At 59.1% G+C, this 21,561-nt stretch carries 22 protein-coding genes and 1 other RNA gene; 11 read left to right on the top strand and 12 right to left on the bottom strand.

What is annotated here, in order from left to right:
- Positions 1-70: 70 nt before the first annotated feature.
- Positions 71-1,354: an MFS transporter gene (locus tag JOE39_RS21210; protein ID WP_210078666.1), complete on the bottom strand. Its 1,284-nt coding sequence runs from the start codon at positions 1,352-1,354 to the stop codon at positions 71-73.
- A gap of 637 nt (positions 1,355-1,991) precedes the next feature.
- Here JOE39_RS21210 and JOE39_RS21205 point away from each other — a divergent pair.
- Positions 1,992-2,984 carry an AraC family transcriptional regulator gene (locus JOE39_RS21205; protein ID WP_198705505.1) on the top strand — a complete coding sequence of 331 codons (993 nt, stop codon included), beginning with the start codon at positions 1,992-1,994 and terminating at the stop codon, positions 2,982-2,984.
- A 171-nt stretch (positions 2,985-3,155) separates the two neighbouring features.
- Here JOE39_RS21205 and JOE39_RS21200 read toward each other — a convergent pair whose 3' ends face one another.
- The 4 genes from JOE39_RS21200 to JOE39_RS21185 form a co-directional block, all read right to left on the bottom strand.
- Positions 3,156-4,385 carry a 2-octaprenyl-3-methyl-6-methoxy-1,4-benzoquinol hydroxylase gene (locus JOE39_RS21200; protein WP_046266888.1) on the bottom strand — a complete coding sequence of 410 codons (1,230 nt, stop codon included), beginning with the start codon at positions 4,383-4,385 and terminating at the stop codon, positions 3,156-3,158.
- 51 nt (positions 4,386-4,436) lie between these two features.
- On the bottom strand, positions 4,437-5,624 hold the full coding sequence (gene ubiH / locus JOE39_RS21195; RefSeq protein WP_032662969.1) for a 2-octaprenyl-6-methoxyphenyl hydroxylase: 1,188 nt from the start codon (positions 5,622-5,624) through the stop codon (positions 4,437-4,439).
- Positions 5,621-6,955 carry a Xaa-Pro aminopeptidase gene (pepP, locus tag JOE39_RS21190; RefSeq protein WP_210078318.1) on the bottom strand — a complete coding sequence of 445 codons (1,335 nt, stop codon included), beginning with the start codon at positions 6,953-6,955 and terminating at the stop codon, positions 5,621-5,623. The genes ubiH and pepP overlap by 4 nt, the downstream gene beginning before the upstream one ends.
- A 75-nt stretch (positions 6,956-7,030) precedes the next feature.
- Positions 7,031-7,585, bottom strand: coding sequence for a YecA family protein (locus tag JOE39_RS21185; protein ID WP_004414488.1), 555 nt, complete (start codon positions 7,583-7,585; stop codon positions 7,031-7,033).
- Between the two features lie 150 nt (positions 7,586-7,735).
- On the opposite strand from JOE39_RS21185, the gene JOE39_RS21180 reads away from it, so the two are divergent.
- The 4 genes from JOE39_RS21180 (at position 7,736) to JOE39_RS21165 (ending at position 9,186) form a co-directional block, all read left to right on the top strand.
- Positions 7,736-7,945, top strand: a complete 210-nt coding sequence (locus JOE39_RS21180) for a TIGR02449 family protein (RefSeq protein ID WP_002551573.1) — start codon at positions 7,736-7,738, stop codon at positions 7,943-7,945.
- Positions 7,942-8,271 (top strand): cell division protein ZapA, encoded by a 330-nt coding sequence (locus tag JOE39_RS21175; protein WP_003317331.1) that lies wholly within the window; start codon positions 7,942-7,944, stop codon positions 8,269-8,271. The genes JOE39_RS21180 and JOE39_RS21175 overlap by 4 nt, the downstream gene beginning before the upstream one ends.
- A gap of 30 nt (positions 8,272-8,301) precedes the next feature.
- A non-coding RNA gene (ssrS, locus tag JOE39_RS21170) (6S RNA) lies at positions 8,302-8,480 on the top strand.
- Between the two features lie 94 nt (positions 8,481-8,574).
- On the top strand, positions 8,575-9,186 hold the full coding sequence (locus tag JOE39_RS21165) for a 5-formyltetrahydrofolate cyclo-ligase (RefSeq protein ID WP_210078321.1): 612 nt from the start codon (positions 8,575-8,577) through the stop codon (positions 9,184-9,186).
- Positions 9,187-9,231: 45 nt separating this feature from the next.
- On the opposite strand, the gene JOE39_RS21160 is transcribed toward JOE39_RS21165, so the two are convergent.
- The gene (locus tag JOE39_RS21160) at positions 9,232-9,384 is read right to left on the bottom strand and encodes a hypothetical protein (RefSeq protein ID WP_003317333.1); all 153 of its coding nucleotides are present in this window, start codon (positions 9,382-9,384) and stop codon (positions 9,232-9,234) included.
- A gap of 193 nt (positions 9,385-9,577) precedes the next feature.
- Here JOE39_RS21160 and JOE39_RS21155 point away from each other — a divergent pair, with 193 nt between their 5' ends.
- Positions 9,578-10,027: an EVE domain-containing protein gene (locus JOE39_RS21155; protein ID WP_122336176.1), complete on the top strand. Its 450-nt coding sequence runs from the start codon at positions 9,578-9,580 to the stop codon at positions 10,025-10,027.
- A gap of 6 nt (positions 10,028-10,033) precedes the next feature.
- Here the strand turns inward: JOE39_RS21155 and JOE39_RS21150 are convergent, their stop codons facing one another.
- Positions 10,034-10,441: a flagellar basal body-associated protein FliL gene (locus JOE39_RS21150; protein WP_003392476.1), complete on the bottom strand. Its 408-nt coding sequence runs from the start codon at positions 10,439-10,441 to the stop codon at positions 10,034-10,036.
- A 130-nt stretch (positions 10,442-10,571) separates the two neighbouring features.
- Here JOE39_RS21150 and JOE39_RS21145 point away from each other — a divergent pair, with 130 nt between their 5' ends.
- The 4 genes from JOE39_RS21145 (at position 10,572) to JOE39_RS21130 (ending at position 14,816) form a co-directional block, all read left to right on the top strand.
- A complete protein-coding gene (locus JOE39_RS21145) occupies positions 10,572-11,549 on the top strand; it encodes an NADPH:quinone oxidoreductase family protein (RefSeq protein WP_032662963.1) in 978 nt (325 codons plus the stop codon).
- A gap of 530 nt (positions 11,550-12,079) precedes the next feature.
- Entirely contained in the window at positions 12,080-13,711 is a 1,632-nt protein-coding gene (locus tag JOE39_RS21140; protein WP_032663154.1) for an S-type pyocin domain-containing protein, read from the top strand.
- The gene (locus JOE39_RS21135) at positions 13,708-13,977 is read left to right on the top strand and encodes a bacteriocin immunity protein (protein ID WP_010413539.1); all 270 of its coding nucleotides are present in this window, start codon (positions 13,708-13,710) and stop codon (positions 13,975-13,977) included. The genes JOE39_RS21140 and JOE39_RS21135 overlap by 4 nt, the downstream gene beginning before the upstream one ends.
- Before the next feature lie 47 nt (positions 13,978-14,024).
- Positions 14,025-14,816 (top strand): hypothetical protein, encoded by a 792-nt coding sequence (locus tag JOE39_RS21130; RefSeq protein ID WP_010413537.1) that lies wholly within the window; start codon positions 14,025-14,027, stop codon positions 14,814-14,816.
- 451 nt (positions 14,817-15,267) lie between these two features.
- On the opposite strand, the gene JOE39_RS21125 is transcribed toward JOE39_RS21130, so the two are convergent.
- Together JOE39_RS21125 and JOE39_RS21120 are read right to left on the bottom strand one after the other, a co-directional pair.
- Positions 15,268-15,903, bottom strand: coding sequence for a hypothetical protein (locus tag JOE39_RS21125; protein WP_010413535.1), 636 nt, complete (start codon positions 15,901-15,903; stop codon positions 15,268-15,270).
- Positions 15,900-16,547: an energy transducer TonB gene (locus JOE39_RS21120; RefSeq protein ID WP_024664936.1), complete on the bottom strand. Its 648-nt coding sequence runs from the start codon at positions 16,545-16,547 to the stop codon at positions 15,900-15,902. The genes JOE39_RS21125 and JOE39_RS21120 overlap by 4 nt, the downstream gene beginning before the upstream one ends.
- Positions 16,548-16,839: 292 nt before the next feature.
- Between JOE39_RS21120 and glpT the strand changes: the two genes are divergently transcribed.
- Positions 16,840-18,189 (top strand): glycerol-3-phosphate transporter, encoded by a 1,350-nt coding sequence (gene glpT, locus JOE39_RS21115; protein WP_003317341.1) that lies wholly within the window; start codon positions 16,840-16,842, stop codon positions 18,187-18,189.
- On the opposite strand, the gene JOE39_RS21110 is transcribed toward glpT, so the two are convergent.
- The 3 genes from JOE39_RS21110 to ubiD all read right to left on the bottom strand — a co-directional run bounded on the left by JOE39_RS21110 (position 18,190) and on the right by ubiD (position 21,501).
- Complete coding sequence (locus JOE39_RS21110) at positions 18,190-18,858, bottom strand: gamma-glutamylcyclotransferase (RefSeq protein ID WP_210078323.1); 669 nt, start codon at positions 18,856-18,858, stop codon at positions 18,190-18,192.
- 208 nt (positions 18,859-19,066) lie between these two features.
- Positions 19,067-20,035, bottom strand: a complete 969-nt coding sequence (locus JOE39_RS21105; RefSeq protein WP_010413532.1) for a CDP-6-deoxy-delta-3,4-glucoseen reductase — start codon at positions 20,033-20,035, stop codon at positions 19,067-19,069.
- Positions 20,035-21,501: a 4-hydroxy-3-polyprenylbenzoate decarboxylase gene (gene ubiD / locus JOE39_RS21100; protein WP_003403254.1), complete on the bottom strand. Its 1,467-nt coding sequence runs from the start codon at positions 21,499-21,501 to the stop codon at positions 20,035-20,037. The genes JOE39_RS21105 and ubiD overlap by 1 nt, the downstream gene beginning before the upstream one ends.
- Between the last annotated feature and the right edge of the window lie 60 nt (positions 21,502-21,561).

Below are 21,561 nucleotides of genomic sequence, written 5' to 3'. Positions count from 1 at the left end.
GAACGGCCTCCAATAAAAATCACTTTCAGGGCAAAGACTATCCACACTTCGTTACAGGATTACGACGGCCTCAGGTTGCAGGCACAGTACGCGGCCCCTGCTCGCCCGCAGCCAGCGGTAATGGTTCGTCGTGCTGCGGGACTTCACGGGCAACGTTCCAGACCACGATTGCAGCGACAATGTCGAAGATCGCCAGCACCACGAATAGCGGGCTGTAGCCGATTTTGGTGACCAGCACGCCGAATACCATGGTGAACGCCGCCGCCCCGAAAAAGCCGAACATTCCGCCCATCCCGGTCGCTGTTGCAACCTCGTTTTTACCGAATGAATCCGAGGTGATCGAATACAGCGCGCCCGACAGGGTCTGGTGGGCAAAGCCGCCGATGCACAGCAAGGCGATGGCGGTGTAGGGACTCTCGACCAGCCCGATGCACGCTGGCCCGATCATGCAGGAACAGCCGAACAGCATGACCATCTTGCGCGAAGTGAACAGCGACACCTTACAGTACTTGTGGAACAACGGACTGAGGTAGCCGCCGAGTACGCAGCCGATGTCAGCCGCCAGAAACGGCAGCCAGGCGAACATCGCGACTTCCTTGATATTCATGTGACGCTCAGTCATCAGGTACAGCGGGATCCACGCATTGAAGGTCTGCCAGGCAGGCTCGGAGAGGATCCGCGCCGAGGCAATTGCGTAGAAATTACGGTTTTTGAACAGTCGCTTCCAGCTGCCTTTCTGGGCAGGTGCATCCTTCAGACGCGCTTCCTGGCCGCTGAGGATGTAGTCACGTTCGGCATCGCCAAGACGCTTCTGATCGCGCGGGTGCCTGTACAGCAGTAGCCACAGGCCGCTCCACACAATGCCAAGACCGCCGACAATCAGGAACGCCAGCTCCCAGCCACTCTGCAGAATGGCCCAGACCACCAGCGGCGGCGCAAGCAATGCGCCAAACGACGAGCCGATGTTGAACCAGCCGATGGCCACCGAGCGCTCTTTGGCCGGAAACCATTCGGTGGTCGCCTTGACGCCTGCCGGCAGCCCTGCGGCTTCGGTCAGGCCGAGCATGCCGCGGAAGATCGCCAGACTCTGCCAGCCGGTTGCGAATGCGGCAGCAGCGCAGGCGGCAGACCAGGCGATGGCGAAAATCGCAAAGCCCATCTTGGTGCCGATCAAATCGATGATGTAGCCCGCCACGGGCTGCATGACGGCGTAACACAATTGCCAGGCGACCACGATGTGCGCGTACTGCTCGGTGGAAATGCTCAGTTCGCTCATGAGCGTCGGTGCTGCGACGGACAACGTGTTGCGTGCCAGGTAGTTGACGACCAGGCCGGCCGTTACCAGCCCCACCATCCACCACCGAATGCCTTTTATCTTCATCTCTTCACCCTGTTTATTTTTAGATTGGCGATGAGCGTCCCGCGGCCAAGGCCGTGAGGCGGCTGGTTTTATGTAACTTCAGATTACGGTTTCTTCAGAAGACTTTTAGGCGCTTTCTGCCGACGATCATGCGTAAAAACAGATTTTTCGCACGAGGAGCACGCGTTTATGGCCTGAGAATTCAGACTGATCATGAGGTTGTTACTCTTTGAATTATTTTTGTGGTTGTAATTTTTTTCAAGTCTTATGTTGTCGTACAACATGATGCACTTATAGTCATTTGCCATTCCAGTGTCAAATGACAGAAACGCTCTGACCTGCATCAGGGACGGGTTAGCGAGGGATCGAGAATGGAAGAAGCGATTTCGCGTTATACGACGACTCTGCAATCAGCGTCTGCACATCGCTTGTCTGCGTCTATCGGACGTCGCTTAGAGATTAAAGCGCGGGAATTTTCTGCCTGACGGCAAGAAACGCGTCATGACACTTGCACAACTGTCACAAATGCTCTCATTCTTGAAGGCGGCGTCAGGCAAGGGAGTTGCCCGGTGAGACCTTATCGGCACTGGCCTGACGCTGAAGTCACCCCATGTCAGGAAGAGGCGTGTGCATGCCTGAGCCAAGCAGTCTCGCCAGCTGGACCCCCGCTCTGCGCAAGCAGCTCACGGCCTTGGGCATGGACAGCGATGCGTTGTGCCAGAGCGCGGGCATTGACCTGAACAGGCTGAGTGATGCCAATGCGCAATTCTCGCCGGATGTCACCGCCACCCTCTGGCAACGCGCAGTTCAGGCCAGCCTTGATCCGGCTCTGGGTCTACGTGTTTCACGCTTCGTCAGCCCCACGGCGTTTCATGCGCTGGGCTACACACTGGTGGCCAGCGGCTCGCTGCGTGAAGTTTTCGAGCGCATCGTACGTTACCGCTCGATGGCCGAGGACTCTCTGGAGCTGGACTTCAGAACAGTCGGCGAGCGTTATGAATTCCGCTTCGGCACACCATCCTCCTGCCAGTCACCGGTCCATGAGCTGCTCGATGCATTTGCCGCGATTTACGTGCGCACCTGCCGCAATCGGCTCGGCCGGGGCTATGCGCCGCTCGCCGTGCACCTGCAACGTCCCGCGCCCGAGGACCCGCGGCCATGGCACGACCTGTTTCGCTCGCCGGTCATGTTTGCGGCGCAGGAGAACTTGCTGGAGTTTGACGGTGATCAATTCGACAGCCACCTGGATGACGGCCCGGTACAGCTGAACAATCAGGAATCCCAAGGGGATCCGCTACCGTCACTGATCTGGGAGCAGCGCGTACGCTCGGCCATCGAGACCCTGCTGCCGGACGGCGAGCCCACTGTCAGAAGCATTGCCGAAGCCCTGCACCTGAGCCCGCGCAGCCTGCAGCGCCATCTGGCCGACGAGGGCTCCTGCTATGACCTGCTGCTCAATCAATGCCGCCAGAACCTGGCGCTTTTGCACATGAACGATCAGCAAAGCTCGCTGAACGAAATCGCCTACCTGTTAGGATTTTCCGACACCGACTGCCTGAGCCGCGCCTTCAAACGCTGGACCGGGCTGACACCGGAACAGTACCGCAGCGCCGTGGTGCGTTGATGGAGGGCACGCCATCGTGCCCATGCTCCGCGTCCACTCTTGATTAAGCGGCGCGGCGCACATCCATGACGCAGAGCGTCACGATAGGCACTCCCACGCTGGAGCGTGAGGAACGATGATGTTCTTGAGAACACCGTCGCGCCTGGGCTCCGCGTAGGTATGTCTTGGCTTCTAGCGTGCTTCGATCCGCGCCAGCTCAGGCAGATCCCCAGACAACCCCAGCGCTTCGCGGACGAACAGCGCCTTGGCTTCGGGCATGCGGTTGACCATTTTCAGGCCGGTGTTGCGCAACCAGCGCAAGGGCAGCGGGTCGGCCTGGAACAGGCGCTCGAAGCCTTCCATCGCGGCCATCAGCGCGAGGTTGTGCGGCATGCGGCGGCGCTCGTAGCGGCCCAGCACACGCAGGTCAGACCAGCGCTCGCCACGCTTTGCAGCATGGGTCAGCACTTCAGCCAGCACTGCGGCGTCGAGAAAACCGAGGTTCACGCCCTGCCCGGCCAGCGGGTGAATGGTGTGTGCCGCATCGCCAATCAGTGCCAATCCTCTGGCAACGTAACGCTTGGCGTGACGTTGACGCAGCGGCACGCACAGGCGGCTATCGGCAGACAGCACCTGGCCCAGTCGTCCTTCGAATGCCTGCTCCAGTTCGCGGCAGAACAGGTCATCCTCCAGCACCATCAGGCGCTCGGCTTCGGCAGGTGTGACTGACCAGACGATGGAGCACCAGTGCTCGCCCTCACGCTCCAGCGGCAGAAAAGCCAGCGGCCCGTCATCGGTGAAACGCTGCCAGGCGGTTTTTCTGTGGGGGTCGGCGGTGCGCACGCTGGTGACGATCGCGTGATGCAGGTAATCCCATTCACGCGTCGGCGTTTCAGTCAGGCGGCGCACGGCGGAATTGGCACCGTCGGCAGCCACCACCAGCGGTGCGCGCAGCTGACGGCCATCAGCCAGGGTCAGCAGCCAGTCATCGCCGGAGTGACGCATCTGTTCAAGCCGCGCATTGGCCAGCAGGCCGATGTCGCTGGCATGCAGACGGTCGAGCAGCGCGTCCTGCACCACACGATTCTCGATGATGTGCCCCAGCACGTCGGCATGCACACTGGAGGCCGAGAAGTGAATCTGCCCGGTGCCGCTGCCATCCCAGACCTGCATATGCGCATAGGGGCTGACGCGGCGCGCAGCGATGCCGTCCCATACGCCCAGCCGCTGGAGGATTCGCTGGCTGGCCGCTGACAAGGCGCTGACCCGCGGCTCGAAGGTCGACCGTTGATCAAACGGTTCGACGCTCAGCGGCCCACCGTCGACCACCAGCACATCAAGGCCGCTGCCCTGCAATGCCAAGGCAAGGGCACTGCCGACCATTCCGGCTCCGACAATCAGCACATCTGCGCGCGTTTCCATGGTCAAACCGTTCTCGCTTGCGGCCGAAGCCCTATGTTTAAAGTGTGTGATTCACACATCGGATCGAGTCCCCAAACCCATGGCCTGGCGGGCAAACCAGCGCTTGGCGGCAGGCAGCAGGTCCAGCCCGAGCAACCCGACGTTACGCCCGGTGGCAACCGCCGACCGGGAGCTGCCGAACAGGCGCGTCACCTTGTCGGAAAAGCCCACGGTCAATTGCTGATCCTGGCGCTGGCGCTCACGGTAGAGCTGCAGCGTCGGCAGCGCACCGGGCGGCGCGTCGCTGTCCAGCAGCGTCTCGGCCAGTGCATCGGCGTCACGCAAGGACAGATTGAACCCCTGTCCGGCGACCGGATGCAGGCTGTGCGCCGCGTTGCCCAGGATCACCAGATGCGAGCGCACCTGCTCTTCGGCTTCGATCAGTGCCAAGGGGTAGACATGCCGAGCACCGACCTGACGCAGCGTGCCCAGGCGATAGCCAAATACGCCCTGCAGCTCTTCCAGAAAACTGCGGTCGTCCAGCTCGGCCAGGCGCTGGGTATCGTTGCCCGGACGTGTCCAGACCAGCGCACAGCGGTTATCCGGTAATGGCAGCAGCGCCATCGGCCCGTCCTCGGTAAAACGTTCGAACGCCTGACCACAGTGAGCTTCGCTCGGCGTGATATTGGTAATCAGCGCATGCTGGTCGTAGGGCCGTTGCCGCACCCCGATACCCAACTGCTCGCGCAGGCTGGAACGGCCACCGTCGGCCAGCACCGCCAGGTCGCAGTCCAGCTCGCTGTCGTCACTCAGGCTCAGGCGATAACCGTCGGCCAATGGCTGCATGTGTTTGACCTCGGCCGGCACACGCCAACTGACCACATCACGATCCAGCCCGGCCCACAGAGCCTGACCGAGCCAGGCGTTTTCGACCACGTAGCCGAGCGCCGGAACGCCCTCTTCGATCGCAGACAGGCGCGTGGCGCCGAAGCGACCACGGTCAGACACCTGGATTTGCAGGATCGGCTCGGCGCGTCGGGAAATCTGCTGCCACAGGCCAAGCCGTTCATAGATGCGTCGCGAGCCAAACGACAATGCCGAAGAACGCGCATCGTAGCTGGGCTGCCAGGCTTCACCCGGCGCAAAGGGCTCGATGAGCACGATTTTCCAGCCGCGCGCCTTGGCACCGGCCTGCAGCGACAACGCAAGGCTTGCACCGACCAGTCCGCCGCCGACGATGGCGATATTGAAGCGGCTCATGCGACGTGTTCCTGTGCAGCCGCCATCAGCGCCTCGATCTCGGCGACGGTCTTGGGCACGCCGCCGGACAGAATTTCACACCCCTGCCTGGTCACAACCACGTCATCCTCGATTCGCACACCAATACCTCGCCATTTTTTCGCGACTTCCAGGTTGTCGGGGGATATGTAAATCCCGGGTTCAACGGTCAGCGTCATGCCGACCTCCAGTACGCGCCACTCGCCGCCGACCTTGTATTCGCCGACGTCGTGTACATCCATGCCCAGCCAGTGCCCGGCACGGTGCATGTAAAATATTTTGTAGGCCTCGCTTTCGATCAGCTCGCCGACGTCGCCGCGCAGCAGGCCCAGCTCGACCAGTCCGGCCGTAATCACCTTGACCGTCGCCTCGTGCGCCTGGTTCCAGTGCTTGTCGGGACCAATGGCCGCGAAGGCCGCATGCTGGGACTTGAGCACCAGCTCGTAAATGGCCTTCTGCTCGGTAGAAAACCTGCCGTTCACCGGAAAGGTCCGGGTGATGTCGCTGGCATAGCAGTCGATTTCGCAGCCCGCGTCTATCAGCACCAGATCACCGTCCCTGAGCACCGCGTCGTTCTGCTGGTAATGCAGGATGCAACCGTTGCGACCCGAGGCGACGATCGAGCCGTAGGCAGGCATCTTCGAACCGCCCTTGCGGAACTCGTAGTCCAGCTCGGCCTCCAGGCTGAATTCATGCAGCCCCGCGCGGCAGGCCTGCATAGCGCGCACATGGGCCCGCGCGGAAATATCCGCCGCGCAACGCATGACTTTGATTTCCGCAGCGGACTTGTACAGGCGCATGTCGTGCAACAGGTGGTCCAGCGCCACGAACTCCTTGGGCGGCTGGGCACCGAGGTGCGCCTTGGAGCGAATCACGTTGATCCAGTCCATCAGGTGCCGGTCGAATTCAGGATTGCTACCCATCGCCGAATACACCCGATCCCGGCCTTCGATCAGGCCGGGCAGGATTTCGTCGATGTCATTGATAGGGAACGCATCGTCCGCACCGTACTCGCGGATCGCGCCTTCCTGTCCTGCACGCAGGCCTTCCCACAGCTCGCGCTCGGGATTGCGCTCGCGGCAGAACAATACGTACTCGCCATATTCACGACCGGGGATCAGCACCACCACCGCTTCCGGCTCGGGAAAGCCGCTCAGGTACTGAAAGTCGCTGTCCTGCCGGTAAACGTGCTCGACGTCACGATTGCGAATGGCAACCGCAGCGGCGGGCAGGATGGCAATGCTGTCCGGCTCCATCTGAGCCATCAGAGCCTTGCGGCGGCGGGCGTACTCGGACTTCGGGATCTGAATCATGGGCAGCAGGCGTCCTGATGGAGTCCACCGGCTCGCGCTGTGGCACGCGCAGGCCGGTGTCGCAGTGATCGGCTATCAGTGCAGTGAAGGCTTGGGTTGCGGCGCGGACGGCTCGTTGAATTCAGTGAACAGCAGCAGCGGCGCTACGCGCATGTACTCCATGACTTCCATGTAGTCGGTTTCGCCGTCTTCGGACTCTTCCAGCGCGTCCTGAACCTGGGCAATCGCCGCCAGATCCTCCAGAACCGCCTTGGCTTCAGTGCCCAGCGGCTTGTCGCCAATGGCCAGACCGAAACCTGCCAGGAACCCCTGACACCATTGGCCCAGCGCAGCAGCACGCTCGGTCAGCGGTTCGTCGTCGCCCGGCAGCAACAGCACGACGGTCATGTCGTCACCGGTGAGCTCGCCCTTGACCATCTCTTGCAAGCCGACGAGCGCCTGACGGATATTGTCTTGCGGCTCGGTTTCGAGCAGGACCGACGCGTCGGCGAACCAGCCTTCGTTGTCGAAACCGGCACCTGCGCAACTGCGCCCCAGCAACAGGCCATGCAGCTCGGCAGGAGATACCTGGTGACCGCCACTGTTGAGCAGAGTGGCGAACGCTTTGTACGGAGAATTCTGAATGGGCATGGGTAGCTAGTCGCCAAACGGCGCAATGTCTAGAATGAAGGCCTTGTATCCTAGACTATCCGCGCGACAAGATCACCCGGACGGCGGTTCGAGCTTGAGCACAAGCATCGCTCCCCCTGCCATTCATCAGAAAGTATTCAGTGGAAAACAATGGAAGACACCGACCTGCAAGCGCTGATGAAACGTGTGGAGCTGCTCCTGAAGTATGCCGAGCAACTTAAAGGCCAAAACGCACTCTTATTAGCTCAGGAAAAGACCTGGCGCGAGGAACGTGCCCAACTGATTGAAAAAAACGAAATCGCCCGGCAGAAGGTCGAGTCAATGATTTCGCGCCTTAAAGCCCTGGAGCAAGACTCATGAGCAATGGCAACAGCGTTACCGTTCAGATCCTGGACAAGGAATATTCGATCATCTGCCCTCAGGAAGAGCGCACCAACCTGGTCAGCGCCGCCCGCTACCTGGATGGCAAGATGCGTGAGATCCGCAGCAGCGGCAAAGTCATCGGTGCAGATCGCATCGCCGTGATGGCTGCCCTGAACATCACTCACGACCTGCTGCACAAGGAACATCTGCCTGACGTACAGACCAGCGGTTCGACCCGCGAACAGGTCCGCGATCTGCTCGACAAGGTCGATCTGGTGCTGGCGACAGACACGCCCGGCACACCGGATTCAACTCGGGGCTGATTATTGCGGGGCATTTCTGTATACTCGCGCTGCTCCCTGGAGTGCTTGCCAGTCGGTCATGTCCCTGAGCCGATACGCACAACCACGGGGGTTGCACGTTGGGGTTGGTGTGCATGTCCGCTCGACGGAAAGCCTTAAAACCTCCTGCAATCTCCACCTTGAACTTTCGGGTTCAAGGGCTAAACCGACAGCGGTTCGTCGGGGAGTCCATATTCAGTTCGTTGCCAGCCCTGTTGTCTGGCAACGACGACCCCGCTCCGGCTTCAACCTCCTTTCCGGATCAGCCTGCATGACCTTCTGCTCATGATCAGCGCCCAATCACTTACTCGTCCGCAATTGCGCCGCCAGCTACGCAAGGCACGCAAAGCCCTGAGTCAAAGCCAGCAACGCGAAGCCGCACGGGATATTTATCGTCAATTGGCGCAGCACCCGCTGTTTCGACGTGCCCGGCATGTTTCGCTGTACCTGCCGATGGATGGCGAGATCGATCCGCGGCTGTTACTGCATGAAGCCCAGCGTCGCGGCAAGGCAACCTATCTGCCGGTGCTCAACGCATGGCCGCGCACCCGCATGGTTTTTCAGCGCGTAAGCCCCGGCGAGACATTCATCCCCAACCGTTTCCGCATCCCTGAGCCGCGCATCGACCGGGCAAAGCAGCGCACTATATGGGCGCTCGACCTGATTCTGATGCCGTTGGTAGGTTTCGATGACGAAGGCGGTCGCCTGGGCATGGGCGGAGGTTTCTACGACCGCAGCCTGGCGTACCTGGCGCGCAGAAAGACCTGGCGCAAGCCGGTGTTACTGGGGCTGGCTCACGAGTGTCAGAAAGTCGATCGACTGGCGCAGGCCAGTTGGGATGTACCGCTGCTAGGCACGGTATCGGATAAAGGCTGGTATGTGACGCAGACACTCTGATCGTTCAGCCAAAAAGGCTATCAACGATCAGAGTACAAGCAGGGCTCAATGCCTGCCGGGGACTTTTTGCTGCTGCTGTGTGATCTCGACTGGAGCATCATCCTTGGTGGACCACAAGCTCTGTGCATAACCGGTTGTCACGACACCCAAGCCAAACAGAATAACCAGAATCCAGAGTAAATCAGGCTTGCGTTTCATTGACTGCCCTCCTTAGGCAAATCAATACGATGTCAGCATCGGTTTTGTATAGGCCGTGCAACAGCGTGGAACTTTGAAGGGCGGCATTTTGCGGTAACGTGAACCAGTACGCAAATAGTGGCGCGAACCGATTGTCGGTTTGTCATCAAACTGTTCGTATTACCGTGAACCTTTTGTCTATGGAGTGAGCACAATGGCCTATTGGCTGATGAAATCCGAGCCTGATGAATTCTCGATCAGCGACCTGCAACGACTGGGCAGCGCTCGCTGGGACGGGGTGCGCAACTATCAGGCGCGCAATTTTCTGAGAGCCATGGCAGAGGGCGACGCGTTCTTTTTCTATCACTCCAGTTGCCCGGAGCCGGGAATCGCCGGCATCGGAAAAATCGCCAGATCAGCCTACCCGGACCCCACTGCACTGGACCCCGAGAGCCACTATCACGACGCCAAGGCCACGGAGGAAAAGAATCCGTGGAGTGCCATCGACGTCGAGTTCGTAGAGACCTTCAAGCGCGTGCTGGGGCTGGGTTATCTCAAGCAACAAAGTCAGCTGGAGCAACTGCCTCTGATACAAAAAGGCAGCCGGCTCTCGGTCATGCCGGTCACCGCCGAACAATGGGCGGCGATCCTGACATTGCGCTGACGAACGTTATTGAACGATGAAGTTATTGAACAGCAAGTCTTCGACAATCGGCTTGCCTTCTTCATCGTTCATGACGCGCTGAACCTGCTTGAGCGCTTCCTGACGAATGTTTTCCTTCGCTTCGGCGCTGCTCATGGTATCGACGGTCTGCTGAGTGAACAGCGACACCAGTTGGTTGCGGATCAATGCGTCATTGCGCTTCACGGCGGCCTCAGCGTCGGCACCGGTTACGCGCAAGGAAATGTCAGCCTTGTAGACACGCAGCTTGGGGCCGCCATCAAGTGCGTAGTTACCCACGAACGGAGGCGTCAGCGAGACATACGCCGCTTTCGGGGCACCCCCTTCTTCCTTGGCTTCCTCTTGCGCCATGACAGGCAATGACAAGGCCAGCAACATCAGAATCCACGCTTTCACAGTCCACTCCTTAATACGGTTTGCCACGTAGCTTACAGCTTATGTGTGCTTATCAGGCAGGGCCATGCTTGTTGACCCGGGAACCCGCTTAACTGACTTTATCGGCCATTACCGGAAAAGGAATAGCCCGATGAAAGCCCTGTTATGCAAAGCCTTCGGCCCTGCCAGCACACTGGTGCTCGAAGACGTCCCCGGCCCCGCGATCAAAAAGAACGAAATTCTGCTCGACGTGCACGCCGCCGGGGTCAACTTTCCCGACACCTTGATCATCGAGGGTAAATACCAGTTCAAGCCGCCCTTCCCGTTCTCACCGGGGGGTGAGGCCGCAGGCGTGATAGCCGCCGTCGGGGAAAACGTCAGCCACCTGAAACCCGGCGACCGCGTCATGGCCCTCACCGGCTGGGGCAGCTTTGCCGAGCAGGTCGCCGTGCCCCACTACAACGTGCTGCCGATTCCACAGGGCATGGACTTCACCACGGCGGCCGCATTCAGCATGACCTACGGCACCTCCATGCACGCCCTCACACAACGCGCCCGCCTGCAACCCGGCGAAACCCTGCTGGTACTCGGCGCATCCGGCGGCGTCGGCCTGGCCGCCGTAGAAATCGGCAAAGCCCTCGGCGCCCGCGTCATCGCCGCCGCCAGCAGCGCCGAAAAACTCGAAGTCGCCAGAAACGCAGGCGCGGACGAACTGATCAACTACAGCGAAACCAGCCTCAAGGACGAAATCAAACGCCTCACCAACGGCAACGGCGCCGACGTGATCTACGACCCGGTCGGCGGCGACCTCTTCGACCAGGCCATCCGCAGCATCGCCTGGAACGGCCGCCTGCTGGTCGTCGGCTTCGCCAGCGGCCGTATTCCGGAACTGCCCGTCAACCTCACCCTGCTCAAGGGCGCTTCGGTGGTCGGCGTGTTCTGGGGCTCGTTTGCGCAGCGACAACCGCAGGACAATGCGGCGAACTTCAAGCAGCTGTTTGCGTGGTTTGAAGAAGGGAAATTGAAGCCGCTGGTGTCGACGGTTTATCCGCTGGAAAGGGCTGGGGAGGCAATTGATTTGTTGGGTGGGCGCAGGGCTGTGGGAAAGGTGGTGGTGTTGGTTAACTGATACTTTGAGCCTGTCCTAATAAGCAATCCGTTAGAGTCAAGTTGAGAACCGTTAAGAAAAATATATATCTACACCACCTCACCACTCTCGAAGAAATACTGTATCGCCATACACCAACAAGGACTTAATGTATGGCAGATCAAAACCCCGATGAAGAAAAACATCTCTATGTAGTACCTAACATGGGAGGCAACAAAAGCGTAAACACCAGTCATACTGGAGCTGGCAGTAACACAGGCGGCGGTATTGAAACAAATGTCAGCCCTCAGCATACCGCCCCCCCCGATACTAACCACGGATCCAGAACACGCCAAGGTGGCGATTGGTCGTTCGGCTTCAACAGTGGGACTGGTGTTGGCTTCAATGGAGGACTCAGCGGCGGCTTTGGTGGCTCAAGTAGTAAAAGAGCCAAAAAGCGAGCCCGCGCCCGCGCTCAAGCCAGAGCAGAAGCTCAGGCTTCGGCACAGCGGCAAGCGGCAGAACACGCGGCTCATCTCGCACGAGTAGAAGCTGAGGCGCATGCTCGGGCAATAGCGGAAGCCGCCGAGCGAGAGCGCGTTGAAACGCAGGTACGCGCACAGGCCGAAAAAGATCAGGCACATCGACAGGCTCTTGAAACGCTGACAGCGTCCTATCCCTCGTTACAATCTGGATTGGCACAAAACTACTTACTGGCTTCTGCATCGCTGCCAAATGATCTTCAAAAAGAAATAGCGTCAGGTCATGATCTAAATGCTGATCCCCCACGCGACGAGCAGACTCTTGAGCTGATACTTCAGAAAAAAACCAGGGTTAACTATTTACTTGCAATCAAACAACCGTTACTGGACGAGCGTCGCGCTCAGGCTCTGAGTCTCACCGGTCAAGAACTTGACCATGCTACACAAAAAGACCACCTGAACTATCTGGTGTACTACAGCCAGGGTGATCCGCCACGTGTGCAGCAGGCCCATGAAGCGTGGATACAGGCGTTATCTCAGACCTACGAAGCAAAGCTTCTTGCCGAGTCGGTCACGCTGCTCAATGAACAATCAGCAGCGCTTTCCATGCGCCATGCTGAACTGTCGCTGGCCAATAAACCGGCTAGTCAGGAAGCACGACAGGCCGCTGGCATCGACAAGTTGTGGTCAGTTATTGCCCCCGCGTCAACCACCACCGCAGCACCAGGCATCAGAACCGTTGCGACCAACATCGCGAAGGATCAACTCATCAGGATTGCGACCAGAACATTGGGCAGCAATCTGGCTACGTTGCTGGCGATGTATCCACAACCGTTGGGCGACGCAGAACTGCCGCCCGCCGTTATCGCCACACCTCTGTCGCAGCTCAACCTGCCGCCGCATATCGATCTGCACTACCTTGCCAGCGTCAAAGGCACGCTGGATGTGCCTCATCGACTGACATCCGATGAAGCTGGCACAAGCGGCGCTGCACGCTGGGTAGCTACGGACGGTGTGAAAGTTGGTACCAAGGTTCGCGTAAGAACTTTCACCTATAACGCACAGAACAATTCCTACGAGTTTATCCGTGACGGGGAATCGACACCGGCGCTGATATGGACGCCAATAGCACGACCGGCGGACAGCTCGACAAGCTCACCCGCAGGACCACCCGCTTTGCCGGTAGATCCAGGCAACGTGGTGACACCTTTTGTACCCGAGCTTGAAGCTTACCCGGCGATTGATCGAGATGATCCTGATGATTACATTCTCATATCGCCGATTGATTCAGGGCTGCCGAATAGCTACCTGCTGTTCAAGGACCCGAGGTCGATTCCGGGGGTTGCGAGTGGGTATGGTGAGGCGGTGACAGCTACCTGGCTGAGAGGGCCGACGGCAAGCCAACCAGCGCCGATTCCTTCCAGTGTTGCGGAAAAGCTGAGTGGGCGACCATTCGCAAGCTTTGCCAAGTTAAGGGAAGCGATCTGGTTAGAGGTATCACAAGACCCGGAGTTGAGCCGACATCTTGGAGAGTTAAACCTTCAGGAGCTATCAAACAAACGTGCACCTCGTGCCCCGCTAGCAGATCGAGTCGGCAAGCGCGTGAAATATGAAATCCATCACAAACACCGGGTCAGTGAAGGGGGATCAGTTTATGATCTGGACAACCTTATAATTATGACCCCTAAAGACCACATCCAGACTCACAGGAATAACCAATGAAACTGAAATCCAAACTGAGCGATTACACCGAAGCTGAGTTCATGGAAATTCTAAGTGAGCTTTTCACTGGCGTAAGCGAAACGAGAGAAGATGCCGAAGAGTACGTGAACAGCCTTGTCGACCACATTACAGAAGTGACAGAGCATCCGGAAAAATCGGACCTCCTTTATTACCCGCTCGAAGGCAGAGAGGATAGCGCCGCAGGGGTTATGAAAGAAATTAAAGAATGGCGAGCAAAAAATGGCAAGCCTGGATTCAAAAGTTAAGTACTCCACAAACTAACAGTTCAAACACTATAAAAAGGAAATCATCCATGGAAGAACTACATCATCACCTACGGCAATTACCTGGCTTTCTGCAAGCCGAGCTTGCGGCTCAGGTCGGCGACTGGAGCGGAATACGTTACATCGACATCACTGATAAACACGTACATGCTATCAATCAGCTGATTGCCATCAAACGCGCTCCGTTGCGGCAGGACCACATCGACAATTCGTATTTTTTGTGGGGTGCTGATCCCTGGGATAAATCGTCTCTGGAGTTAAACGCAGAGATACGGGCTATACCAGGCAGAGTGCCTACCGATTTTTTCTACATGACGGGAGACGCCCGCTTTCATATAGAAAGCATCCGTTTTCTAAATGAACTCAAAGGCAATCTCGAATCGTTGCACGCTCGGCTAATAGAACAGGAACGCGAGTATAACGAGCGCATGGCCCAAGAAGCCGCACAACGCCAAGCCGAAGAAGAAGCGCGCGCGCGAGCCGAGGCGGAAGAGGCGGCTCGCCGACTCGCGGAAGAGCAGGCTGCGCAGCAGCGAGCCATAGAGGCAGCGTTCCAGCTTGCACAGCGTCAGGTCGAAGAAGCCGAGCACGCATTGGCCCTACGCAACGCCGAGGAAGCTCGCGCTAAAGAGGCCGAATCCAACCGAGCGATAGAGATGACGTTCGGGCCTGAGGCGTCGCGAGAAATCGATAATGCGATCAAGGTGCTGAGAGGCACTATCGAAATCGCGATCACCGACTTCTCGAATACGATCAACGCTCACGGGGCGTTCGACATGAGTCAGCTTGAAGCGATTCAAAATATGAGCGCGGTTCACTGATCATTTCGCTGAAGGTGCCGGGGTCAAGTCAGCACTGCTTTTACCCCGGCACCACACAATAGATCTGACATTCTCCGGCAAATAATCCACCTACCTGAAGGTCGGATCATTTGGTAACTGACGACGATATCCGGTTCAGACCTCCAGACTGAAACTCACTCAAAAGCAGGAGGATTACCTGAACTGTGGGAGCGAGCTTGCTCGCGAAGGCATATTCACAGGGCAACAAACATTTTCGTTGCCATGCTCGCTCATGCTTTTCTGGAGACTTTACGTCCAATCTTGAATGTGGTTCATGGAGCGAATGGTGACGCGGAGCCTTAAGAAAGGCGTTCCCGCTGACGCGTGCGAAACGAGAGATATCCGTCGGCTGTACCGGCCCCTTCGTGAGCAAGCTCACTCCCACAAGTACGCGGCGCGCACGATGTCCGTAATCAATACCGCTCAACCCTTACAGCGCCTTCCTCACATTCTCCGGCAAATAATCAACATACCTGCGCATCGGATTTTTTTGGCATTGAGCGACAATGTCCGGCGTCGCCTCCAACAGCTCAAGAACCAGGGCCTGACGCTCGTCCAGGGTGAGAAAATGCTCTATGACCGGACTGCTCGACAGGTACAGTTCTGTGCGCATCAGCGCATCCGGCTTGACGTCCTTGCGCCATTTGCGTCCCTCGAACATTTCCGTATTCAGCTGCCAGCACAACACCTGCTTCAGCTCGACATTGGCTGCCAGCGGCGGGTTGGTATGTGGACGCCCCGTGAAATTGAATGTGACCGTAACTGCTTCGCCCTCGGGATGAGAAGCAGACGGCTGCCAGGGTTCGAAGACCCACTGTTCGACAGCACTTCGGGTCAGGCTGATAAGCCTAGGATCGGGCGCGCCCAGCACTTCGAGGAAGCGCACGCCTCCATCGGCCTGAATGAAAACTCTGATGCTGACACTGCGTTTTACGAAGGAACGAAGCATCGATGTCGGATAGCCCGGCTCAGGCATATGCAGCGGCACCGGATACGACGGCAACGCCTGTGCTCCCCCCGCCGAAAGCAACCCTGTAAGCATCATGCAACCCAGCACGCAGCTCATTCGCTGCCCTCCGCTTGCTCGGCCAACCCGACCATCAACACCTTGATCGGCTCTGGCAGATAATCGCCGTACAGACGATCGGGATTGCTTCGGCAATTGCTGACCATCATCGGTATCGCGGCGCCCAGTTGCTCAAGCAGGACCTGGCGTTGGGGCTCGCTGCGCAGGTGGGCAACATGGCTGCCGAACAGCGCCTGCCCGGTGTACCAGAACACGTCGACCTTACTCAGTGGTTCCTTGGGATAGTCCTGGCGGGCGGATTTCACTTCGTGGTTCAGGTAGCCGCAGCGGATGTTTCCCAGGCCCACGGTCACTTCGGTGTTGAAGCGCCGATAGCCGTGGGAACCGAAAATGACGGGCACGGTGATCGTGGTCATGGGCGGCGCGCCGACTGTTCCGACCCAGGGTTTATAGCGCCATTGGCGGAGTGCCCGCTCCACCGCTGCGGCGAGCTGCGGATGCCCGCTCTCGATCGCCCTGGCTTCACGAACCTGCCCATCGGATTTGATCCACAGCTGCGCGCGAACCTTGCCTGCATAGTGGGTCTTGACCAGCTCAGGTGGAAAAACCGGTGTCGGCGTGTATATCGGCACCAGAAATGGCTCTGCAGCGCCAACGGGAGGGGCCAGTGCTGCGGCAATCATGAACGCGGTGATTCTCATTGTTGTAGGGGCTCATCGTCGTGGTGCACCTCCAGGGCGCAGTGATGACGATGGTATTAACCTGCCGACACATCAGTCAGCACACGACTTCCGATACGCCTGTAGGACCCATCCCAAATACTTGAAACACCTGTAAACATTTACGCAATGTTCGTAAAACAACAGCTGATTGCCTGCATTTCCTACAAATAATCAGCCCGAAGGCACTGCTTTTTTCTGTAATGAAAATGTAATATTCGCATTCGCAAAAACAACAATAATCAGGAGCTTCTCCATGTTTGGGTTTTTCCGCCCTGCCAGGCATCAGGCACCCCTTCCCGAAGAAAAGGTCGACAGCACCTATCGCCGTCTGCGCTGGCAAATCTTCGCAGGCATCTTTATCGGCTATGCGGGTTACTACCTGCTGCGCAAGAATTTCTCGCTGGCGATGCCGTATTTGATCGACGAAGGCTATACGCGCGGCCAGCTGGGCGTGGCGATGTCTGCCATTGCGATTGCCTACGGCTTGTCGAAATTCCTCATGGGCATCGTTTCGGATCGCTCCAACCCGCGTTACTTCCTGCCGTTCGGCCTGCTGGTCTCTGCCGGGATCATGTTCATCTTCGGCTTCGCGCCGTGGGCGACGTCCAGTGTCACGATCATGTTCGTGCTGCTGTTCATCAATGGCTGGGCGCAGGGCATGGGCTGGCCGCCGAGCGGGCGGACGATGGTCCACTGGTGGTCGCAGAAAGAGCGCGGCGGCGTGGTGTCGGTGTGGAACGTGGCGCACAACGTCGGCGGCGGACTGATCGGCCCGCTGTTCCTGCTCGGCATGGGCTGGACCAACGACTGGCATGCGGCGTTCTACGTGCCGGCGGCGGTTGCGTTGCTGGTGGCGGTGTTCGCCTTCGCGACCATGCGTGACACCCCGCAATCGGTCGGTCTGCCACCGATCGAGCACTACAAGAACGATTATCCGGAAGGCTACGATGCCAGCCACGAAGAAGAATTCAGCGCCCGGGAAATCTTCGTCAAATACGTGCTGCGTAACAAATTCCTGTGGTACATCGCCATGGCCAACGTGTTCGTTTACCTGCTGCGCTACGGCGTACTGGACTGGGCACCGACCTATCTCAAGGAAGCCAAGCACTTCACGGTCGACAAGACCTCATGGGCTTACTTTCTGTACGAGTGGGCGGGCATTCCGGGCACGCTGCTGTGCGGCTGGATGTCGGACAAGATCTTCAAGGGCAATCGCGGCCTGACCGGCATGGTGTTCATGTTTCTGGTGACCATCGCCACGCTGGTGTACTGGCTGAACCCTGAAGGCAATCCGACCGTCGACATGATCGCGCTGGTGTCCATCGGCTTCCTGATCTACGGCCCGGTGATGCTGATCGGTCTGCAGGCGCTGGAGCTGGCACCGAAGAAGGCAGCAGGCACGGCCGCCGGCTTTACCGGGCTGTTCGGCTATCTGGGCGGGTCGGTCGCGGCCAGCGCGGCGATGGGCTACACGGTTGACCACTTTGGCTGGGATGGTGGGTTCGTGCTGTTGATCGGCGCGTGCATTCTGGCGATGGTGTTCCTTGCGCCGACGCTGCGGCACAAACAGGTCGCCAGCACATCCCGCGACATCAAAGGCTAATCAGGCAGTCTCCGACTTGCAGCGCTTGAGCCGCGCCTCCAGATTCAGGTCTGGCATGGCGTGGCTACGCAGGGCCTTGGCGGTCTGCTCCACGTACTCGCGGGTGGTCCCGTAGCGCCCTCTGGCGCTGGCCAGCACCTGGCTGAGCACGCTATCCGGCAGGTTGCCTGCGTAGCTGGGCAGATGCCGCTCGAGTACGAAGCCCAGGGCCTGCACCTTCCGGCCATCTTCAAGGCGGCAATTGAGCCAGTGCGGGCGATACGAGGGGTACGGCATCTCGCGCTCCCACAAGGCCAGCAGCGATTTTTCCAGGCATTCATCCGGCAGACGATAGGCGAAGCCGGTGCATGAACCGCCACGGTCCAGACCGAATACCAGCCCCGGTACTTCCGGCGTGCCACGGTGTTCGTGCGACCAGAGGTAAAGCCCGCGGTGATAACCGTGCACTCGGGCGCGCTGGCTCTCCACGGCGGTGCACTCGGGACGCCAGATCAGTGAGCCGTAGGCGAACAGCCAGACCGGGCCGCCCTTGTGACGACGCATGGTGGTGTTCATGGATGCGAGCAGTTGCTCGCGGGTAAGCTGCGTGCCCATATCGATAACGGGCGGATACGTCAGACCAAGGCCGTCATGCACCGCAGCGGCCAACTCGTTGATTGGATTCTCCATTTGCCTCCCTGACAGTCTGACTGTCAGTTTTTACCGAGCCCCGCCGACTCGCTCGTGGTTGAGCGGCATCAGGGTGTCGTAGTTCGGTTGTTGCCACAGGCCAACGGCCTGCCTCTACTAAAAGTTGCCTGGCGACGAACAGGCATCGCCATCGGTTGTAATCAGTTAAAGCAATTTACACTCCACTCCTGCAGCCGTCAGTCCGGCATTACGCACGCGGTGCGTAGGCGAATACGTCTGCGCGCATCTGATGGGCGTCCATTCCGGCGTCAACCAGAGCGTCCAGCGTTCCGTAGATCATCGCTGGCGAGCCGCTGGCGTAGACGTGGACGGCCGACAGGTCCTTGATGTCCTCGCAAACCGCCTCGTGCAGCAGACCGCAACGTCCCTCCCAGCCGCACAGGTCGCTGACGACCTTGTGCAGGAACAGATTCGGCAGTTTCCCCCACTCATCCCAGTGGCTGACCTGGTAGAAATCCTCGGGGCGACGCACGCCCCAGTACAGGTGCACGGGATGACTGAAGCCTGTGGAGCGACAGTGTTCCAACAAACTGTTCATTTGCGCCATGCCCGTACCGGCCGCGATCAGCACCAGCGGGCCGTCCGGCAGCTCGGCAAGGTGGGTGTCGCCAAAGGGCAGCTCGACCCGCGCCATGCGGTTGCGTTGCAGTTGCTCGATCAGACTGCGCGCACTGTCTTCACGAGCCAGTACGTGCAGCTCCAGTTCACGACCGCAGTGCGGCGCCGATGCGATGGAGAACGCCGACTTCTCGCCGTTCTCACGCTCGATCATCAGATACTGCCCGGCGTGATAACGCGGTGGCTTGCCGGCCGGAGCGCGCAGGCCGACCCGCCAGACATCACCACCCACTTCGACGCACTCGCTCAATTGGCAGGCAAAACTGCGCACCGGCAGCTCACCCTTGGCCAGCACGCCATCCCAGAGCACCACGCACGCTGTCAGCGGCTCGGCCACACAGGTATGAATTTCGCCGTGATCGAGCGTCTGCCCCGACTGCATTACCTGGCCCTCGACCAGCAGAGCCGAGCAAACATGGCAGTTGCCATTGCGACAGCTCTGTGGGCACTCGTAACCCAGACGCTGTGCCGCATCGAGTATCCGCTCGCCCGGCAGGGTTTCCAGCACCGCACCTGACGGCTGCAAGGTTACACGCATCAATCTATTCCCAACTGAGTCCAGATTTCGTCCACCCGGCGTGTGGTGGCTTCGTCCTTGACGATCGCCCTGCCCCACTCGCGACTGGTCTCACCTGGCCATTTGTTCGTGGCATCCAGTCCCATTTTCGATCCCAGGCCGGACACCGGCGAGGCGAAATCGAGGTAATCGATGGGCGTGTTGTCGATCATGACCGTGTCGCGCTTGGGGTCCATGCGCGTGGTGATGGCCCAGATCACGTCGTTCCAGTCCCGCGCATTGATATCGTCGTCGGTGACGATCACGAACTTGGTGTACATGAACTGGCGCAAGAACGACCAGACACCCAGCATCACGCGCTTGGCATGGCCGGGATACTGTTTCTTGATGGTCACCACGGCCATGCGGTACGAGCAACCCTCGGGCGGCAGGTAGAAATCGACGATTTCCGGAAACTGCTTTTGGAGAATCGGCACGAACACTTCGTTCAGCGCGACGCCCAGAATCGCCGGCTCATCAGGCGGACGGCCGGTATAGGTGCTGTGGTAGATCGGCTTGATACGGTGCGTGATGCGCTCGACGGTCAGCACCGGAAAGCTGTCGACTTCGTTGTAATAGCCGGTGTGGTCGCCGTAAGGCCCTTCGTCAGCCATCTCGCCCGGATGAATCACACCCTCGAGCACGATCTCGGCACTGGCCGGGACTTGCAGGTTGCTGCCACGGCACTTGATCAGTTCGGTGCGCGAGCCACGCAGCAGACCGGCAAAGGCATATTCAGACAGGCTGTCCGGCACCGGCGTCACAGCACCGAGAATGGTCGCCGGGTCCGCGCCCAGTGCGACGGCGACCGGATAAGGCTCGCCGGGGTGCTTGGCGCACCAGTCGCGGAAGTCCAGCGCACCACCGCGATGGCTGAGCCAGCGCATGATGATCTTGTTGCGACCGATGACCTGCTGGCGATAGATGCCGAGGTTCTGGCGCTCCTTGTTCGGGCCTTTGGTGACCGTCAGGCCCCAAGTAATCAGGGGCGCAACATCGCCCGGCCAGCAGGTCTGTACGGGCAGCATGCCGAGGTCGACGTCATCGCCTTCGATGACGACCTCCTGGCAGGGCGCATCCTTGACGACCTTCGGCGCCATGGCGATGACCTTGCGGAAGATCGGCAGCTTGGACCAGGCGTCCTTCAAGCCCTTGGGTGGCTCAGGCTCTTTGAGGAACGCCAGCAGCTTGCCGATTTCACGCAGCTCACTGACCGCTTCGGCACCCATGCCCATGGCGACGCGCTCTGGCGTGCCGAACAGGTTGCCCAGCACCGGGATATCAAAACCGACCGGTTTTTCGAACAGCAGCGCCGGGCCCTTGGCACGCAAGGTACGGTCACAGATTTCAGTCATTTCCAGCACAGGCGAGATCGGCATCTGGATGCGTTTCAACTCTCCGCGCTGCTCAAGCTGCTGCACGAAATCCCTAAGATCTTTGAATTTCATTAACCCGGCCATTTATCCAATAGACGCACATCGTACCTGCTCCAGCCCGTCAAGGCAGCT

It is taken from the genome of Pseudomonas sp. PvP100 (assembly GCF_017833055.1).
GTDB classification, from domain to species: domain Bacteria; phylum Pseudomonadota; class Gammaproteobacteria; order Pseudomonadales; family Pseudomonadaceae; genus Aquipseudomonas; species Aquipseudomonas syringae.
The sequence above is the reverse complement of the archived record's forward strand: the minus strand, read 5'-3'. Positions and strand labels throughout refer to the sequence as shown.

Bases quoted from the DNA above. Each gene is read 5' to 3' on its own strand.
- glpT (WP_003317341.1), top strand. From the start codon at position 16,840: ATGTTTGGGTTTTTCCGCCCTGCCAGGCATCAGGCACCCCTTCCCGAA.
- JOE39_RS21135 (WP_010413539.1), top strand. From the start codon at position 13,708: ATGAAACTGAAATCCAAACTGAGCGATTACACCGAAGCTGAGTTCATG.
- JOE39_RS21185 (WP_004414488.1), bottom strand. From the start codon at position 7,585: ATGCCCATTCAGAATTCTCCGTACAAAGCGTTCGCCACTCTGCTCAAC.
- JOE39_RS21165 (WP_210078321.1), top strand. From the start codon at position 8,575: ATGATCAGCGCCCAATCACTTACTCGTCCGCAATTGCGCCGCCAGCTA.
- ubiH (WP_032662969.1), bottom strand. From the start codon at position 5,624: ATGAGCCGCTTCAATATCGCCATCGTCGGCGGCGGACTGGTCGGTGCA.
- JOE39_RS21180 (WP_002551573.1), top strand. From the start codon at position 7,736: ATGGAAGACACCGACCTGCAAGCGCTGATGAAACGTGTGGAGCTGCTC.
- JOE39_RS21155 (WP_122336176.1), top strand. From the start codon at position 9,578: ATGGCCTATTGGCTGATGAAATCCGAGCCTGATGAATTCTCGATCAGC.
- JOE39_RS21125 (WP_010413535.1), bottom strand. From the start codon at position 15,903: ATGAGCTGCGTGCTGGGTTGCATGATGCTTACAGGGTTGCTTTCGGCG.
- pepP (WP_210078318.1), bottom strand. From the start codon at position 6,955: ATGATTCAGATCCCGAAGTCCGAGTACGCCCGCCGCCGCAAGGCTCTG.
- JOE39_RS21210 (WP_210078666.1), bottom strand. From the start codon at position 1,354: ATGGTGGGGCTGGTAACGGCCGGCCTGGTCGTCAACTACCTGGCACGC.
- JOE39_RS21110 (WP_210078323.1), bottom strand. From the start codon at position 18,858: ATGGAGAATCCAATCAACGAGTTGGCCGCTGCGGTGCATGACGGCCTT.
- JOE39_RS21145 (WP_032662963.1), top strand. From the start codon at position 10,572: ATGAAAGCCCTGTTATGCAAAGCCTTCGGCCCTGCCAGCACACTGGTG.
- JOE39_RS21175 (WP_003317331.1), top strand. From the start codon at position 7,942: ATGAGCAATGGCAACAGCGTTACCGTTCAGATCCTGGACAAGGAATAT.
- JOE39_RS21130 (WP_010413537.1), top strand. From the start codon at position 14,025: ATGGAAGAACTACATCATCACCTACGGCAATTACCTGGCTTTCTGCAA.
- ubiD (WP_003403254.1), bottom strand. From the start codon at position 21,501: ATGAAATTCAAAGATCTTAGGGATTTCGTGCAGCAGCTTGAGCAGCGC.
- JOE39_RS21160 (WP_003317333.1), bottom strand. From the start codon at position 9,384: ATGAAACGCAAGCCTGATTTACTCTGGATTCTGGTTATTCTGTTTGGC.
- JOE39_RS21200 (WP_046266888.1), bottom strand. From the start codon at position 4,385: ATGGAAACGCGCGCAGATGTGCTGATTGTCGGAGCCGGAATGGTCGGC.
- JOE39_RS21105 (WP_010413532.1), bottom strand. From the start codon at position 20,035: ATGCGTGTAACCTTGCAGCCGTCAGGTGCGGTGCTGGAAACCCTGCCG.
- JOE39_RS21205 (WP_198705505.1), top strand. From the start codon at position 1,992: ATGCCTGAGCCAAGCAGTCTCGCCAGCTGGACCCCCGCTCTGCGCAAG.
- JOE39_RS21120 (WP_024664936.1), bottom strand. From the start codon at position 16,547: ATGATTGCCGCAGCACTGGCCCCTCCCGTTGGCGCTGCAGAGCCATTT.